The sequence below is a fragment of the Pseudomonas sp. S2_B07 genome, from assembly GCF_054668435.1.
On sequence record NZ_CP162769.1, the window covers coordinates 4,757,793 to 4,773,781 of the forward strand.

Annotated in this window: 12 protein-coding genes; 10 read left to right on the plus strand and 2 right to left on the minus strand. The window is 60.0% G+C overall.

The annotated features are described in order from the left end of the window. Nucleotides 1-10: 10 nt before the first annotated feature. Nucleotides 11-976 (minus strand): 2-hydroxyacid dehydrogenase, encoded by a 966-nt coding sequence (locus AB4N43_RS21935; RefSeq protein ID WP_027925990.1) that lies wholly within the window; start codon nucleotides 974-976, stop codon nucleotides 11-13. Nucleotides 977-1,289: 313 nt separating this feature from the next. On the opposite strand from AB4N43_RS21935, the gene AB4N43_RS21940 reads away from it, so the two are divergent. From AB4N43_RS21940 to AB4N43_RS21970, 7 genes are all read left to right on the plus strand, one after another. Continuing rightward, a complete protein-coding gene (locus AB4N43_RS21940; protein ID WP_027925991.1) occupies nucleotides 1,290-1,919 on the plus strand; it encodes a LysE family translocator in 630 nt (209 codons plus the stop codon). Between the two features lie 153 nt (nucleotides 1,920-2,072). Then, a complete protein-coding gene (locus tag AB4N43_RS21945) occupies nucleotides 2,073-3,755 on the plus strand; it encodes a fatty acid--CoA ligase (RefSeq protein ID WP_460151938.1) in 1,683 nt (560 codons plus the stop codon). A gap of 337 nt (nucleotides 3,756-4,092) precedes the next feature. Further along, nucleotides 4,093-5,994, plus strand: a complete 1,902-nt coding sequence (locus AB4N43_RS21950) for a DUF1302 domain-containing protein (RefSeq protein ID WP_059182170.1) — start codon at nucleotides 4,093-4,095, stop codon at nucleotides 5,992-5,994. Nucleotides 5,995-6,022: 28 nt separating this feature from the next. Beyond that, nucleotides 6,023-7,387, plus strand: coding sequence for a DUF1329 domain-containing protein (locus AB4N43_RS21955; protein WP_027925994.1), 1,365 nt, complete (start codon nucleotides 6,023-6,025; stop codon nucleotides 7,385-7,387). Nucleotides 7,388-7,607: 220 nt separating this feature from the next. Continuing rightward, entirely contained in the window at nucleotides 7,608-10,346 is a 2,739-nt protein-coding gene (locus tag AB4N43_RS21960; protein ID WP_460151939.1) for a LuxR C-terminal-related transcriptional regulator, read from the plus strand. A gap of 84 nt (nucleotides 10,347-10,430) precedes the next feature. After that, nucleotides 10,431-11,072, plus strand: coding sequence for an MBL fold metallo-hydrolase (locus AB4N43_RS21965; RefSeq protein WP_140668516.1), 642 nt, complete (start codon nucleotides 10,431-10,433; stop codon nucleotides 11,070-11,072). A 103-nt stretch (nucleotides 11,073-11,175) separates the two neighbouring features. Further along, nucleotides 11,176-11,880 carry an OmpA family protein gene (locus AB4N43_RS21970; RefSeq protein ID WP_059182174.1) on the plus strand — a complete coding sequence of 235 codons (705 nt, stop codon included), beginning with the start codon at nucleotides 11,176-11,178 and terminating at the stop codon, nucleotides 11,878-11,880. 196 nt (nucleotides 11,881-12,076) lie between these two features. On the opposite strand, the gene AB4N43_RS21975 is transcribed toward AB4N43_RS21970, so the two are convergent. Beyond that, nucleotides 12,077-12,511, minus strand: a complete 435-nt coding sequence (locus AB4N43_RS21975; RefSeq protein WP_027922668.1) for a Z-ring associated ZapG family protein — start codon at nucleotides 12,509-12,511, stop codon at nucleotides 12,077-12,079. A gap of 144 nt (nucleotides 12,512-12,655) precedes the next feature. Here AB4N43_RS21975 and AB4N43_RS21980 point away from each other — a divergent pair, with 144 nt between their 5' ends. The 3 genes from AB4N43_RS21980 to zapE all read left to right on the plus strand — a co-directional run bounded on the left by AB4N43_RS21980 (nucleotide 12,656) and on the right by zapE (nucleotide 15,851). Beyond that, nucleotides 12,656-13,285, plus strand: a complete 630-nt coding sequence (locus AB4N43_RS21980; protein WP_460154223.1) for an alpha/beta hydrolase — start codon at nucleotides 12,656-12,658, stop codon at nucleotides 13,283-13,285. A gap of 24 nt (nucleotides 13,286-13,309) precedes the next feature. After that, nucleotides 13,310-14,665 (plus strand): tryptophan--tRNA ligase, encoded by a 1,356-nt coding sequence (locus AB4N43_RS21985; RefSeq protein ID WP_460151940.1) that lies wholly within the window; start codon nucleotides 13,310-13,312, stop codon nucleotides 14,663-14,665. Nucleotides 14,666-14,756: 91 nt separating this feature from the next. Further along, nucleotides 14,757-15,851 (plus strand): cell division protein ZapE, encoded by a 1,095-nt coding sequence (zapE, locus tag AB4N43_RS21990; protein ID WP_027922671.1) that lies wholly within the window; start codon nucleotides 14,757-14,759, stop codon nucleotides 15,849-15,851. Nucleotides 15,852-15,989: the final 138 nt, after the last annotated feature.

Genomic DNA, 15,989 nt, shown 5'->3' on the forward strand with positions numbered 1-15,989 from the left:
CGGCAGTTTATCAACTGACGACCCGCAGCGCTGTACCGCTGAAGAAAGCCTGCGCGTTTTCGGTCAACTGCCCGACGATTCGCTGTCGTGCTTCGCGACTGCCCCAGGCGTTGTGCGGGGTGACGATCAAGCGCGGGATGTCATCGGCCAGCAAAGGATTGCCCGCCGTCGGTGGCTCTACGCTCAGTACGTCGGTGGCCGCGCCGCCCAGATGACCGTTGCGCAGGGCATCGGCCAGCGCCTGCTCATCGATCAAACCACCGCGCGCGGTATTGACCACGAAGGCGCCGGGTTTCATCGAGGCCAGTTCACGGGCGCCGATGAAGTGGCGGGTGTGTTCGTTGAGCGGGCAGTGCAGGGTGAGGGCGTCGATCTGCGGCAACAGTTGATCCAGCGGCAAACGATCCGGCCGGGCAGGGCGCCCCGGGATCTGACCCAGCAGCACGCGCATGCCGAATGCTTCGGCCAGTCGTGCGACGGCGCCGCCGAGTTCGCCATGGCCGAGTAATCCGAGGGTTTTGCCTTCCAGTTCGACGATCGGGTAATCGAGCAGACAGAACTGTTTCGCCTGCTGCCAGCGACCTTCACCCACGGCTTTTTGATAATCGGCCAAGCGCGTCGCCAGGTTAAGCAGCAACATGATCGTGTGCTGCGCCACCGACGGCGTGCCGTAACCCTGGCAGTTGCAAACGGTAACGCCATGGGCGCGGGCGGCCGCGAGATCGACGTTGTTGGTGCCGGTGGCGGTGATCAGGATCAGCTTCAGGTCGGGGCTGGCGGCGATGGCGTCGGCGTTGATCAGGATCTTGTTGCTGATGGCCACCGTGGCGCCCTTGAGGCGTTCGATCACTTGATCTGGCAGGGTCTGCGCGAACAGTTGCAAGTCGTCGAAGCAATCACGCAACGGGTTGAGGTCGAGGTCGCCAAGGTCCAGGGACGGGTGGTCGAGGAAAACGGCGCGGCGAGAGTTCGTCATCAACTGTACCTTTTGTGCATTGAACTGAAGGCGTAATCTGCCGAGCCTATCAGATGAAACAAATGGTTACGCAGTGCACCAAGTGGCGAAGTTGACGCGCTATGCGATGAAGCACCGCCCCCCCGTAGCAGCTGGCGAAGCCTGCGTTCGGCTGCGCAGCAGTCGTAAACCCGGAACATGCGGACTTTCTGTAAGAGCGCGGTGCCTGATTTCACGACGGCTGTGCAGCCGAACGCAGGCTTCGCCAGCTACTACAGGGATGTTGTCAGCCTGACATTTTTCTTTTCGACCGATCTGCCCCAAAGGAGCCCCCATGTACTGGACAGAGTTCTTGACCGTTGCCCTGATTCACTTGCTCGCCGTGGCCAGTCCCGGCCCGGACTTTGCCGTGGTGGTGCGTGAAAGCGTGACCCACGGTCGGCGCGCCGGCACGTGGACGGCGCTGGGCGTCGGCACCGCCATTTTCCTGCACGTCGGCTATTCGCTGCTGGGCATCGGCCTGATCGTGTCCCAGTCGATCGTACTGTTCAACGCGCTGAAATGGGCCGCCGCCGCGTACCTGCTGTACATCGGCTACAAGGCCCTGCGCGCGCAACCGGCCAAGGCTGTCGATGACAACTTGCACAAGGAAACCGGCGAGCGCACCGCCCGGGGCGCGTTCACCTCCGGTTTTGTGACCAACGGCCTGAACCCGAAAGCCACGCTGTTCTTCCTGTCGTTGTTCACCGTGGTGATCAACCCGCATACGCCGTTGGCGGTGCAAGCCGGTTACGGGGTCTATCTCGCGGCGGCGACGGCGCTGTGGTTTTGCCTGGTGGCGCGGCTGTTCAGCCAACAGCGTGTGCGCGCCGGTTTCGCCCGCATGGGCCACTGGTTCGACCGCACCATGGGCGTGGTGCTGATCGCCATCGGCGTGAAACTCGCGTTCACCGAGATGCATTGATAGCGGGCTGATCCTCGACATCCTGCAAATGCTGGCGCAAAGCTAGCATTTGTACGGCTCTGCAAATCATTCCTTTGGCTGATTTGGCTGACATTGAAGGGCACTAAAGTGCTTTTATTCAGCCAACACCGTGCAGCCAGAAAAGGGATTCATATGTTGCAGACTCGCGTTATCCCCCCAGCCGAAGGCGCTTACCAGTATCCGCTGCTGATCAAGCGGCTGCTGATGTCCGGCGCTCGTTATGAGAAAACCCGCGAGATCATTTACCGCGACCAGTTGCGCTACAGCTATCCGACCCTGATCGAACGGGTCGCGCGGCTGGCCAACGTGCTGACGGCCGCCGGGGTCAAGGCCGGGGATACGGTGGCGGTGATGGACTGGGACAGCCATCGCTACCTGGAATGCATGTTCGCCATCCCGATGATCGGCGCGGTAATCCACACGATCAACGTGCGCCTGTCGCCGGAACAGATCCTCTACACCATGAACCACGCCGAGGACCGCTTTGTACTGGTCAACAGCGAGTTCGTGGGGCTTTACCAGGCGATTGCCGGGCACTTGACCACGGTCGAGAAAACCCTGCTGCTGACTGATCTGCCGGAGAAAACCGCCGATCTGCCGAACCTGATCGGCGAGTACGAGCAACTGCTGGCGGCTGCCAGTGCGCAATACGACTTCCAGGACTTCGACGAAAACTCCGTCGCGACCACGTTCTACACCACCGGTACCACCGGCAACCCCAAAGGTGTGTATTTCACCCACCGGCAACTGGTCCTGCACACCATGGGCGTGTCGACCATCATGGGCTCCATCGACAGCGTGCGCCTGCTGGGCACCAGCGACGTGTACATGCCGATCACCCCGATGTTCCATGTGCATGCCTGGGGCTTGCCGTATGTGGCGACCATGCTCGGGCTCAAGCAGGTGTATCCCGGCCGCTACGACCCGGAATACCTGGTGGAGCTGTGGCACAAGGAGAAGGTCACCTTTTCCCATTGCGTACCGACCATTCTGCAAATGATCCTCAACGCCAAAGCGGCGCAAGGCACGGATTTCGGCGGCTGGAAAATCGTCATCGGCGGCAGTGCGCTCAACCGTACGCTGTACGAAGCGGCCAAGAGCAAGGGCATCCAGTTGACCGCGGCTTACGGCATGTCGGAAACCGGGCCGCTGGTGTCGTGTGCTCACCTCAATGATGAGTTGATGGCCGGCAGCGAAGACGAACGCACCACCTATCGCATCAAGGCCGGCGTGCCGGGGCCCTTGGTGGAAGCGGCGATCGTCGACACCGACGGCAATTTCCTGCCCGCCGATGGCGAGACCCAGGGCGAGCTCGTGCTGCGTGCGCCATGGCTCACCGAAGGCTATTTCAACGAACCGCAGAAGGGCGCCGAGCTCTGGGCCGGAGGCTGGCTGCATACCGGCGACGTGGCGACGCTGGATGCCATGGGCGTGATCGACATTCGAGACCGCATCAAGGACGTGATCAAGACCGGTGGCGAGTGGATCTCGTCCCCGGACCTCGAAGACTTGATCAGTCGCCACGTTTCGGTACGCGAAGTAGCAGTGGTGGGCATCGCCGATCCGCAGTGGGGCGAGCGCCCGTTCGCTCTGCTGGTGCTTCGCGAAGGGCATGAGATCGGGGCCCGGGAACTCAAGGAACACCTCAAGCCGTTCGTGGAATTGGGGCACCTGAGCAAGTGGGCCATTCCTAGCCAGATTGCCCTTGTTACTGAAATTCCCAAGACCAGCGTCGGCAAGCTCGACAAGAAGCGCATCCGCCTCGACATCACTGAATGGCAGGCCAACAACAGCGCGTTCCTCTCGACGCTTTAAGCGTCCTCCGGTGTGCCCGAAAGGGCACGCCAGCCCCACCAAGCAAGCGCTTGGCTTGTGTAATCCGAATTTTCAGCCATCCTTGCCGTGCCGACATGTGTCGGACTGGCGAAAGGACTGTTCCAGAGTGGCCGGCAGCTGCAAATCACACTTTAGAGGGATCAAGCTCTACTACCTGCTGGCTATAGTCCGCTCAAGGATTTTTAAGAACGGAGCAAACGCACAAAACGGGGCGATGCAATTTTGGAGTGACTTCGGGACGCCTTGGCTCCCCGTCACCCACAACGTTTTTAGAAGTGCTCACTGCCATAACAATAATGCACATGGAGTAGCGTCGATGACATCAGTAAACAAGTTCTGGCGCCGGGCGAAATTGCCCCTGGCGGTCAGTCTCGCCTCTTCGCTCGCCGGGCCTGCATTCGGCGTCAGTTTCAACGTTGGTGAAATCGAAGGTCAGTTCGACTCGTCGCTGTCCCTGGGTATGAGTATCTCGACCCAACAGCCGAACAAGAACCTGATCGGCGTCAACAACGGCGGGCATGGCCTGTCCCAGACCTCCGATGACGGTCACCTGAACTTCAAGAGCGGGCAAGCGTTCTCGAAGATCTTCAAGGGCATCCATGACCTTGAATTGAAATACGGCGACACCGGCGTGTTTGTCCGGGGCAAATACTGGTACGACTTCGCGCTGCAAGATACCAACCTGGAATTCAAGAACGTCGAAAACGACGGCCGCAAAGAGGGCGCCAAGTCCTCCGGCGGGCAAATCCTCGACGCCTTCATCTACCACAACTACACCGTTGCCGATGAGCCGGGCTCCGTGCGTCTGGGCAAGCAGGTCGTGAGCTGGGGTGAAAGTACATTCATCGGCGGCGGCATCAACTCGATCAACCCGATTGACGTGTCTGCGTTCCGTCGTCCCGGTGCCGAGATCAAGGAAGGCCTGATCCCGGTCAACATGTTCTATGTGTCCCAGAGCCTGACCGAAAACCTTTCGGCCGAAGCGTTCTACCAGCTGGAATGGGACCAGACCGTTGTCGACAACTGCGGCACGTTCTTCTCTCAACCAGACATCGTCGCCGACGGTTGCGACAACAACCTGCGCGTGCTGAACAAGCGCTCGACGATTCCAGCCATCGCGTTGGGCCCGTTGGCAGCCAACGGTGTCAACGTCAACGAAGAAGGTGTTCTGGTCCAGCGTGGCGGCGATCGTGATGCACGCGACAGCGGCCAGTGGGGCGCGTCCTTCAAGTACATGTTCGACCCGCTGGACACCGAGTTCGGTGCCTACTTCATGAACTACCACAGCCGTGCGCCGATCTTCAGCGCCACCGGTGCGCCACAATCGGTCTACAACGGCGTGGCGGCATTGCCAGGCGCGTTCCAGGCTCTGGGTCCGCTGCTGGTCGCGGGTAACTCGAAATACTTCATCGAATACCCTGAAGACATTCGCCTCTACGGTTTGAGCTTCTCCACCACCCTGCCTACCGGTACGGCGTGGAGCGGTGAGATCAGCTACCGTCCGAACGCACCGGTGCAGTTGAACTCCACCGACATTCTGTTCGCCGGCATTCGTCCTTTGGGCAACAACAATCCGAACAATCCGTTGACCAACGCTTCGTTGCTGTCGGCCGCTCCGGGCACCGACCTGAACGGTTATCGTCGTAAAGAGGTCACCCAGTTCCAGACCACCCTGACGCACTTCTTCGATCAAGTCATGGGCGCCAGTCGTCTCACACTGGTCGGCGAAGTGGGCGTGACCCATGTCGGTGGCCTGGAAAGCACCTCTGAGGTTCGTTATGGTCGCGATCCGGTCTACGGTCCGGGTAGTCTGCCCGCCTCGGGCGCTCTGGACACCTGTGTTGCACTCAACACCAGCACCATCAACGGGGCTGGTCCAGGCGCTGCCACCAACAACCGCAGCCGCAACTGCGATAACGACGGCTTCACCACGGCGACTTCGTGGGGCTACCGCGGTCGTGCGATCTGGGAATACAACGACGTGTTCGCCGGCGTGAACCTCAAGCCGAACGTGGCCTGGTCCCACGACGTGAACGGTTACTCGCCTGGCCCTGGCGGCAACTTCGAAGAAGGTCGTAAAGCAGTGAGCCTGGGCGTCGATGCCGAATACCAGAACACCTACACCGCAAGCCTGGCCTACACCAACTTCTTCGACGGCAAGTACACCACCGTAGATGATCGCGACTTTGTTGCACTCAGCGTCGGCGTGAACTTCTAAGCACTGTTTTTTGAGGACGAACACACATATGAAAATAACAAAGAGTCTGTTCCACGCCGGTGTCTTGGGGCTTTCGCTGCTGGCGAGCAGCGTAATGGCGGCGGTCCCTGCGGCCGAAGCCGACAAACTGGGCAAGAGCCTGACGCCGATGGGTGCCGAGATGGCGGGCAACGCCGACGGTTCGATTCCGGCCTGGAAGCCCATGCCGAAAAACGCCGGCACCGTTGACAGCAAGGGTTTCCTGTCCGACCCGTTCGCCAGTGAAAAGCCGCTGTTCACCATCACCGCGCAGAACGTCGACCAGTACAAAGAGAAACTCGCCCCGGGCCAGTACGCGATGTTCAAGCGCTACCCGGAAACCTACAAGATGCCGGTTTACCCGTCCCATCGCGGCTCCACCGTGCCGGATGACGTGTTCGCCGCCATCAAGAAAAACGCCACCGCAACGACCCTCGTGTCCGGCGGCAACGGCCTGGAAAACTTCGAAACCGCCGTACCGTTTCCGATTCCGAAAAGCGGCGTTGAAGTCATCTGGAACCACATTACCCGCTATCGCGGTGGCAGCGTGACCCGTCTGGTGACCCAGGCCACGCCACAGCCGAACGGTTCGTTCAGCCTGGTGTACTTCGAGGATCAGTTCGTTTTCCGCGACAAGATGAAGGACTACGACCCGAAAAACCCGGGCAACATCCTGTTCTACTTCAAGCAGAAAGTGACCGCGCCGGCACGTCTGGCCGGTGGTGTGCTGCTGGTGCACGAAACCCTCGACCAAGTGAAGGAACCGCGTTCGGCGTGGGTCTACAACGCCGGTCAGCGTCGCGTGCGTCGTGCACCACAAGTGTCCTATGACGGGCCGGGTACTGCGGCGGATGGCCTGCGTACCTCCGACAACCTGGACATGTTCAACGGTGCGCCGGATCGCTACGACTGGAAGCTCGAAGGCAAGAAAGAGATGTACATCGCTTCCGACAGCTACAAAATCGATTCGCCGAACCTCAAGTACACCGACATCATCAAGGCCGGTCACATCAACCAGGACCTGACCCGTTACGAGCTGCGTAGGGTCTGGCATGTGGTGGCGACCTTGAAAGAAGGCCAGCGTCACATCTACGCCAAGCGTGACTTCTACATCGACGAAGACACCTGGCAAGCCGCGGTGATCGATCACTACGACGGTCGTGGCCAGTTGTGGCGTGTGGCTGAGGCGCATGCCGAAGACTACTACGACAAACAAGTGCCGTGGTATGCCTTGGAAGTGCTCTACGACCTGCAATCGGGCCGTTACCTGGCGCTGGGTATGAAGAACGAAGAGAAGTCCGCGTATAACTTCGGCTTCACCGCCACCACCAGTGACTTCACACCGGCCGCACTGCGTCAGGACGGGGTTCGTTAACCTGTACTGAACAGAGGCCGCATCCTCGAAAACGCCCCGACTGGTTCGGGGCGTTTTTTTTTGGAGTTCACAAAGGCGGTGTGGTTGCCGGGTTGACCGACCTCTCTGCTTGTAGACTTTTTGTAGCCATTTGTAGCAATAACCTTCATTCCCTATCCGTTTACCGCTAGTCTGCGGACATCTGCAACGCCGCCATCCGCAATTCAAACAAGAGCCGGCCATGACTGATCTGTCCCCACCCCCGGGCCCCGCAAGCGTTTCCGTCGCCGCATTGGACGGGCGCTTTTTCAGGCCTCCGCTGCCCGACGGCCATGTGCTGCGGCCTCGTCTGTGCGAACGCCTGAGTGCTGGCCTCGGTGGCAGGCTGTTGCTGGTCAGCGCACCCGCCGGGTTTGGCAAGAGTTCCTTGGCGGTGGAGTTCTGTCAGGGGTTGCCACCTTCCTGGCAAAGCCTGTGGCTGGGGTTGAGTTCGCGAGATAGCGACCCGGGGCGTTTCCTTGAGCGGTTGCTCGAAGGGCTCCAGGATTACTTTCCGACACTGGGCAGCCAGGCGCTGGGACTGCTGAAAATGCGCCAGCGCCATCAGCCGTTCGCTTTTGAAGAATGGCTGGACGGGTTGCTGGACGAGCTGGCCATTCACCTGTCGCCAAGTACGCCTTTGCTGCTGGTGCTCGATGATTACCACCTTGCGCAAGGCCCGGTGCTCGATCGTTGCCTGCAATTTTTCCTCAATCATTTGCCGGATGGCTTGCTGGTCATGGTCACCAGTCGACAGCGCCCGGACTGGCACCTGGCCCGTTTGCGCCTGTCGCGCCAACTGCTCGAACTGCATGAACAGGACCTTCGCCTGACCCACGATGAAGCCCTCACGTTGCTTGATCGCCACAGTACTTCATTGCGTGGCGAGGCGCTGGAAAGCCTGATTCAACGCAGTGAAGGCTGGGTTGCGGGGCTGCGATTCTGGTTGCTGGCAGCCTCCGAGGCGGGCACTGAAGGTGCGTTGCCGCAGTCGCTGCACGGCGGGGAAGGGCTGATTCGCGATTACCTGCTCGAAGAAGTCATCGATTGCCTGCCGGCCGAAGTGCAACAGTTCCTTTACGACACAGCCCCCCAGGAACGTTTTTGCAGCGAGCTCTGCGACGCGGTTCGCGAAGCTCATGACAGTGCTGAAATCCTGCGTTTCCTCCAGGCACATCAAGTGTTCCTGGTGCCACTGGACGAGCACGGCCACTGGTACCGCTATCACCATCTGTTTTCCGACCTGCTGCGCACCCGGCCCACCGCGCAGACGATAGTGCCCGCGGCCAGCCTGCATTTGCGTGCATGTCGCTGGTTCAATGCACAGGGGCTGCTCGACGAAGCGGTGGAGCAAGCGTTGCGTGCCGGGCATCTGGACGTTGCGGCGAACCTGGTGCAAAACCTCTCTGAAGAACAACTGCTCGCCGAGCAGAACGTCGGCATGTTGCTGCGCTGGAAAATGGACCTGCCCGACAGCCTGCTGATCAGCACCCCCCGATTGATCGTGCTCTATAGCTGGGCGTTGGGGCTGGCCTGTCAGCTGGACGCCGCGGAGGAACTGGCTGCCCATTTGAGCCGCTTCCTGCCGGCCCCTTCGGCCACGGCGCAGAAGTCGATGCTGGCGCAGTGGCTGGCCCTGAGCGGCATCATCGCTCGCGGGCGCGGCAACCGTGATCTGACGCTTCTTTATTGCACTGAAGCGCTGCAGAGCCTGCCGGCCAAACGCTACGGGCAACGCTTGATGTGCCTCTCGACCCTGTCCAACCTGGCCATCGCCGACGGCGATTTGTGGCGTGCGCGCAATTTGAACCGTGAGTCGCTGGAATTGGCGCAGCGTGTCGGCAATCCATTGTTTGAAGCACTGGCCCATTACGACCGCGCCCGTGTGTTGCAGGCGCGGGGGGAAATCCTGCGTTCGCTGCAAGAAGTCCGTCAGGGCCTGCAACGCTTGCAAGGGCTGTCTGCGCAACGGCTTTATGCCGTACGCGCACGGCTGACCATGTATGAAGGTTTCCTGCTGGCCATGCACCTGCAACCACAAGTCGCGCGGGTGCGCTTGCAAACCGGTTTGAGTGAAGCACGGGCCTGTCGCGATATCAGCGTATTGCTCGGCCATTGTGTGATCGCGCGGCTTGAGGGCAACAGCGGCGAGTTCGCCAAAGCCTTCGCCGAACTGGCCGAAGCCGAGCGGCTGATGCACATCTGGGACGTGCCACCGATTTATTACCTGGCGATGATCACACTGGTCAAATGCGAGCTCTGGCTGGCCCAGGGACGCACCGACCTGGCCGAAGCCTGGCTGGCGCGTCTGGGTCAGACCTACAACGGCGAACACGCGGCCGCGCCGCCGGAGTTTCATCCACAGCTGCCGCTGCATATCGAGTTACAGCAGGCCTTGCTGGAAGTCATTCAAGGGCAACCGATGCTCGCCGAAGGGCGGTTGAATGCGTTGCTTGAACATGGGCAGCAAACCGGACGGCAATTGCTTTGTGCAATGGCGCTGACACAAAAAGTGACCTTGTTGCTGACCGGCGGACGGGAGCCCGAGGCCCGCAAGGCACTGGCCCAGGCGCTGGAAGCAGCGGTTGGCGGTGTATTGCAACCCTTCGACGGGTTGCTCGCAGGACATTCGGAGTGGCTGCGCGGGCAATTGCAACTCTGTTCCCAGACTGCTTTTTCACAAAACCTTGCCGAGCATTTACCGATCGTGGCCGTTCGCCCGGTCGTGGAGTCATGTGCGGCGGCAGAACAGCTCAGCACCCGTGAACTGGCGGTACTGCGCCTGATTGCCGAAGGTTGTTCGAACCAGCAAATCAGCGATCAACTGTTCATCTCGCTGCACACGGTCAAGACCCACGCCAGCCACATCAACAGCAAGCTTGGGGTTGAACGGCGTACGCAGGCGGTGGCGCGGGCGAAGGAGTTCGGGCTGCTGGGATAGTGTTTACAAGATTGACCCGACCTGCAAAAGACCGCTGCTGTTTTGTGACAGAATTGCCCATCCCTGATTTTCGAGCATGACCCGATGCCCCCACAACCGAGCCTCATTCGCGAAACCTTCCCCGTCGGCCCGTTGCAGTGCAACTGCACCATCATCGGCGACCCGATCACTAAAAAGGCGATCGTCGTCGACCCGGGCGGCAATCATGAATTGATTCTGGCGCGCCTCGATGCCTTGGGCTTGAAGGTGGTCAGCATCATCCATACCCACGCGCACCTGGATCACTTCCTGGCCTCCGGTCAGCTCAAGGAGAAAACCGGCGCGACGTTGCACCTGCACAAAGAAGATCAGTTTCTCTGGGACAACCTGGAAATGCAGTGCCAGATGTTCGGAGTGCCTTATACGCCGGTTCCGTCGCCGGATCGCTGGTTGGCCGATGACGAAGAACTGGCTTGCGGTTGCGGTGTGGCGATCCACACACCGGGGCATACGCCAGGTTCCATGAGCTTCTGGTTTTCAGAGGCTAAGCTGCTGATTGCCGGTGATACGCTGTTTCGACGCGGGGTAGGGCGCACGGATTTGTGGGGCGGCGATCAGGCGACCATCGTGCGGTCGATCAAGCAGCGGCTGTATACCCTCGACGAAGAAGCGACCGTGGTCACCGGGCATGGTCCGGACACGCGTCTGGGCGATGAAATGCGCGAGAACCCGTTCGTGCGGGCCTGATTTGTAACACAGGGAATTTTTGACCGGCGCGACGATCCAACGCCCGCAAAGGTCCAATGCTTAAGTCCGTTGCACCACAGAATGCAAAAAGTAGGAGCTCTTAATGTTCACCATGCGTCCTTTGATTATTGTCGCTACCGCAGTGGCCTTGCTGTCGGGCTGTGCTTCGCCCAACCCTTACAATGGCCAGCCTCAGGGGCAGGCTGATACTGGCTCCGAAGGCATGAGCAAAACCGCTAAATACGGCGGCCTCGGTGCCTTGGCGGGTGCCTTGGCCGGTGCCGCGATCAACCACGATAACCGTGGCAAGGGCGCGCTGATCGGCGCTGCGGTGGTGGGTGCTTCCGCCGCCGGTTACGGTTACTACGCCGACCAGCAAGAGAAAAAACTGCGCGCCAGCATGGCCAACACCGGGGTTGAAGTGCAGCGCCAGGGCGATCAGATCAAACTGATCATGCCGGGCAACATCACGTTCGCCACCGATTCGGCGAACATCGCCCCAAGCTTCTATCAGCCGTTGAACAACCTGGCGGGCTCGCTCAAGGAGTTCAACCAGAACCAGATCGAGATCGTCGGCTACACCGACAGCACCGGCGCGCGTCAGCACAACATGGACCTGTCCCAGCGTCGTGCACAGAGCGTGGCGACTTACCTGACGTCGCAAGGCGTGAGCGGTGCCAATCTCTCGGCTCGCGGTGCCGGCCCGGATAATCCGATTGCCAGCAACGGTGATGCCAATGGTCGGGCACAGAACCGTCGCGTTGAAGTCAACTTGAAAGCGATTCCGGGTCAGCAGTATCCTCAGTAATAACCGTTTTACCTTTACCAACCTGACTGAACCCCAGGCGTAAAAAAAGAGCCCGCCCGATCCTCAACAGATCGGGCGGGCTTTTTTGTGTGATTTGTTCCGACGATGAGGCCAGTGCTGACAACCCAAACATCAGCAACAAAAAAGCCCCCGGACAATCACTCGTCCGAGGGCTTTTGTATTGCGCTAAACCTGATTACTTCTTCAGGCCGTAATGCTCATCAAGCATGCCCGGCGCGTTCGGGGATTTTGGTGCGTAATCGCGAGGCGGCTCCTGGTTGCGCGGCGGCGTCAGGCGTTCACGCGGGGCCGTTGCCGCATCGGCGTGCAAGGAGGCCAGCAAGCGCTGGCGAGTTTGCTCGTCCAGGGCCAGGCGGTTGGCGCCCTCGGCGAGGTGATCCTGCACTTCCTGATAGCTCTGAGTCAGCTTCTTGACCAGGGTGGCCGTGCTGTTGAAGTGGGTTACCACCTCATTCTGATAATTGTCGAAACGTTCCTGAATGTCATCCAGCTGACGTTGCGTGCTGCTCGGCGCGGCATTTGGCACCAGGCGAGCGATCAGGAATCCAATGGCGACACCCACAACCAGGGCAAGAGTCGGTAACAACCAAACTAAGAGCGAGTGTTCCACGAGTCCTTCCTCTATAAACGGCTTTGCTTTACGTTAACGGCTCGAACCTGCGCTGTATACCGCGATTCACTCGCAATAGATTGGCACAGACAAATTGCTAGACGAGTCGACCCGATTCGAGGTCACGGAGTTCCTTCCTTGCTTATGCGCGAAACCCCTGTAGTGATTGATGGCCCGGTGGGTCAACTGGAAGCCCTTTACCTCGATAATGAGCAGCCACGCGGCATTGCGCTGATCTGCCATCCGAACCCGGTGCAGGGCGGCACCATGCTCAACAAAGTGGTGTCGACCCTGCAGCGCACCGCGCGTGATGCCGGTTTGATTACCTTGCGGTTCAACTACCGTGGCGTCGGTGCCAGCGAAGGCGCCCACGACATGGGCACCGGCGAAGTCGACGATGCCGAGGTGGTGGCCGAATGGCTGCGGGCCAAACATCCAGATTTGCCACTGACCCTGTTCGGTTTCTCCTTCGGCGGTTTTGTTGCCGCCAGTCTCGGCGGACGCCTGGAAGCCAAGGGCGAACAGCTGAAACATGTGTTCATGGTAGCGCCCGCTGTCATGCGCCTGGGCGATCAGGATCAACTGCCGCAACACGGCGAATTGACCCTGATCCAGCCGGAAACCGACGAAGTGATCGACCCGCAAGCCGTCTACGACTGGTCCGCGAAACTCGAGCGTCCCCATGAGCTGCTGAAAGTGGCAGAATGCGGACACTTTTTTCATGGCAAGCTGACCGATCTCAAGGATCTGATCCTGCCGCGTCTTTCGAATTGATTGCAGTCTGACAAGCGATTACCCATGACGACTCGTACCCGTATCCTCACCGGCATCACCACCACCGGCACGCCACACCTGGGCAACTACGCCGGCGCCATCCGCCCGGCGATCGTCGCCAGCCGTGACAGCAATGCCGATTCGTTCTACTTCCTGGCCGACTACCACGCCCTGATCAAATGCGATGACCCGCTGCGCATCCAGCGCTCGCGTCTGGAAATCGCCGCGACCTGGCTGGCCGGTGGCCTGGATGTGGACCGCGTGACGTTCTATCGCCAGTCCGACATCCCGGAAATCCCCGAGCTGACCTGGCTGCTGACCTGCGTCGCCGCCAAGGGCCTGCTCAACCGCGCCCACGCCTACAAGGCTTCGGTGGACAAGAACGTCGAGACCGGCGAAGACCCGGATGCAGGCATTACCATGGGCTTGTACAGCTATCCGGTGCTGATGGCCGCGGACATCCTGATGTTCAACGCGCACAAGGTGCCGGTCGGTCGCGATCAGATCCAGCACGTGGAAATGGCCCGCGACATCGGTCAGCGCTTCAACCATTTGTTCGGTCAGGGCAAAGAATTCTTCACCATGCCTGAAGCGCTGATTGAAGAAAGTGTTGCCACGCTGCCAGGCCTCGACGGTCGCAAAATGTCGAAGAGCTACGACAACACCATCCCGTTGTTCAGCAGCGCCAAAGAGATGAAGGACGCGATTTCGCGGATCGTCACCGATTCGCGCGCGCCGGGCGAAGCCAAAGACCCGGACAATTCGCACCTGTTCACACTGTTCCAGGCATTTGCCACCCCGGCGCAGTCCGACGAGTTCCGCAGCGAACTGTTGCAGGGCCTGGGTTGGGGCGAAGCGAAGAATCGTCTGTTCCAGTTGCTGGACAGCGAACTGGGCGAGTCCCGCGAGCGTTATCACCAGTTGATCGAACGCCCGGCGGACCTGGAAGACATGCTGCAAGTCGGCGCCAAGAAGGCCCGTGCCGTGGCGACACCGTTCCTTCACGAACTGCGTGAAGCGGTCGGCCTGCGTTCTTTCGTGGCGCAGACTCAAGTCGCGGCCACTACCAAGAAAAAAGCCGCGAAAGCAGCACGTTTTGTCAGCTTCCGTGAAGACGACGGCAGTTTCCGCTTCCGTCTGCTGGCGGCCGATGGCGAGCAACTGCTGTTGTCGCGCAACTTTGCCGACGGCAAAACCGCCGGGCAAGTGACCAAGCAACTGCAAGCGGGCCAGCCTCTGGACCTGCGCAGCGAAGACCTGAGCTTCAGTGTCTGGCTGGAAGGCGAGTGTGTGGCAGACAGCCCGGCATTCGCCGACAGCACCGCGCGTGACGGCGCCATCGACGCCCTGCGCGTTGCGTTGACGCCGGTTCAGGAATAAAACAGCGGCTCGACCCGACCAAGGGCCGATTGCCATTCCCCCGGGCCGTCGCTACAGTGACGGCCCGTTTTTGTTGCCTTGCTAACGAATTATGACGCCCCTAGAACGATATCAAGCTGATCTGAAGCGCCCGGAATTCTTCCATGACGCCGCGCAGGAAACTGCTGTGCGCCATTTGCAGCGCCTGTACGACGATCTGGTCGCGGCCTCGCAGAGCAAGCCGGGCCTGTTTGGCAAACTGTTTGGCAAGAAAGAGCAGGCGCCGGTCAAGGGCCTGTACTTCTGGGGCGGCGTGGGTCGCGGCAAGACTTACCTGGTCGACACCTTCTTCGAAGCGCTGCCGTTCAAGGAAAAGACCCGGACTCACTTCCACCGCTTCATGAAGCGCGTGCACGAGGAGATGAAGACCCTCGGTGGCGAGAAAAACCCGCTGACCATCATCGCCAAGCGTTTCTCCGACGAGTCGCGCGTGATCTGCTTCGATGAGTTTTTCGTCTCCGACATCACCGACGCCATGATTCTTGGCACGCTGATGGAAGAGCTGTTCAAGAACGGCGTGACCTTGGTCGCGACCTCGAACATCGTGCCGGACGGCCTGTACAAGGACGGCCTGCAACGCGCGCGCTTCCTGCCGGCCATCGCGCTGATCAAGCAGAACACCGACATCGTCAACGTCGACAGCGGCGTCGATTACCGTCTGCGTCATCTTGAACAAGCGGAACTGTTCCACTTTCCGTTGGACGAAGCCGCTCAGGAAAGCCTGCGCAAGAGCTTCCGCGCACTGACGCCGGAATGCACCGCCGCGGTCGAAAATGACGTGCTGATGATCGAGAATCGCGCCATCCGCGCGGTACGTACGTGTGATGACGTGGCCTGGTTCGACTTCCGCGAACTGTGCGACGGCCCACGCAGCCAGAACGATTACATCGAACTGGGCAAGATCTTCCACGCCGTGCTGCTCAGCGGTGTCGAGCAGATGAGCGTCACCACGGATGACATCGCCCGTCGCTTTATCAACATGGTCGATGAGTTCTATGACCGTAACGTCAAGCTGATCATTTCAGCCGAAGTCGAGCTCAAAGACCTCTACACCGGCGGTCGCCTGAACTTCGAGTTCCAGCGCACGCTCAGCCGTCTGCTGGAAATGCAGTCGCACGAATTCCTGTCCCGGGCGCACAAGCCGTAGGACGATTCGGACACAAAAAAAGGGCCTGCATTTGCAGGCCCTTTTTTATGCCTTGAGCAGACCTTGAATCCAGCGCGGACCCTGTGGGAGCGAGCTTGCTCGCGATGGCGGTTTCACATTCAACATTGATGTCGACTG

Coding starts and splice junctions, on each gene's coding strand:
- AB4N43_RS21935 (WP_027925990.1), bottom strand. CDS start 976: ATGACGAACTCTCGCCGCGCCGTTTTCCTCGACCACCCGTCCCTGGAC.
- AB4N43_RS21950 (WP_059182170.1), top strand. CDS start 4,093: ATGACATCAGTAAACAAGTTCTGGCGCCGGGCGAAATTGCCCCTGGCG.
- AB4N43_RS21945 (WP_460151938.1), top strand. CDS start 2,073: ATGTTGCAGACTCGCGTTATCCCCCCAGCCGAAGGCGCTTACCAGTAT.
- AB4N43_RS21970 (WP_059182174.1), top strand. CDS start 11,176: ATGTTCACCATGCGTCCTTTGATTATTGTCGCTACCGCAGTGGCCTTG.
- AB4N43_RS21965 (WP_140668516.1), top strand. CDS start 10,431: ATGCCCCCACAACCGAGCCTCATTCGCGAAACCTTCCCCGTCGGCCCG.
- AB4N43_RS21960 (WP_460151939.1), top strand. CDS start 7,608: ATGACTGATCTGTCCCCACCCCCGGGCCCCGCAAGCGTTTCCGTCGCC.
- AB4N43_RS21955 (WP_027925994.1), top strand. CDS start 6,023: ATGAAAATAACAAAGAGTCTGTTCCACGCCGGTGTCTTGGGGCTTTCG.
- AB4N43_RS21985 (WP_460151940.1), top strand. CDS start 13,310: ATGACGACTCGTACCCGTATCCTCACCGGCATCACCACCACCGGCACG.
- AB4N43_RS21980 (WP_460154223.1), top strand. CDS start 12,656: ATGCGCGAAACCCCTGTAGTGATTGATGGCCCGGTGGGTCAACTGGAA.
- AB4N43_RS21940 (WP_027925991.1), top strand. CDS start 1,290: ATGTACTGGACAGAGTTCTTGACCGTTGCCCTGATTCACTTGCTCGCC.
- zapE (WP_027922671.1), top strand. CDS start 14,757: ATGACGCCCCTAGAACGATATCAAGCTGATCTGAAGCGCCCGGAATTC.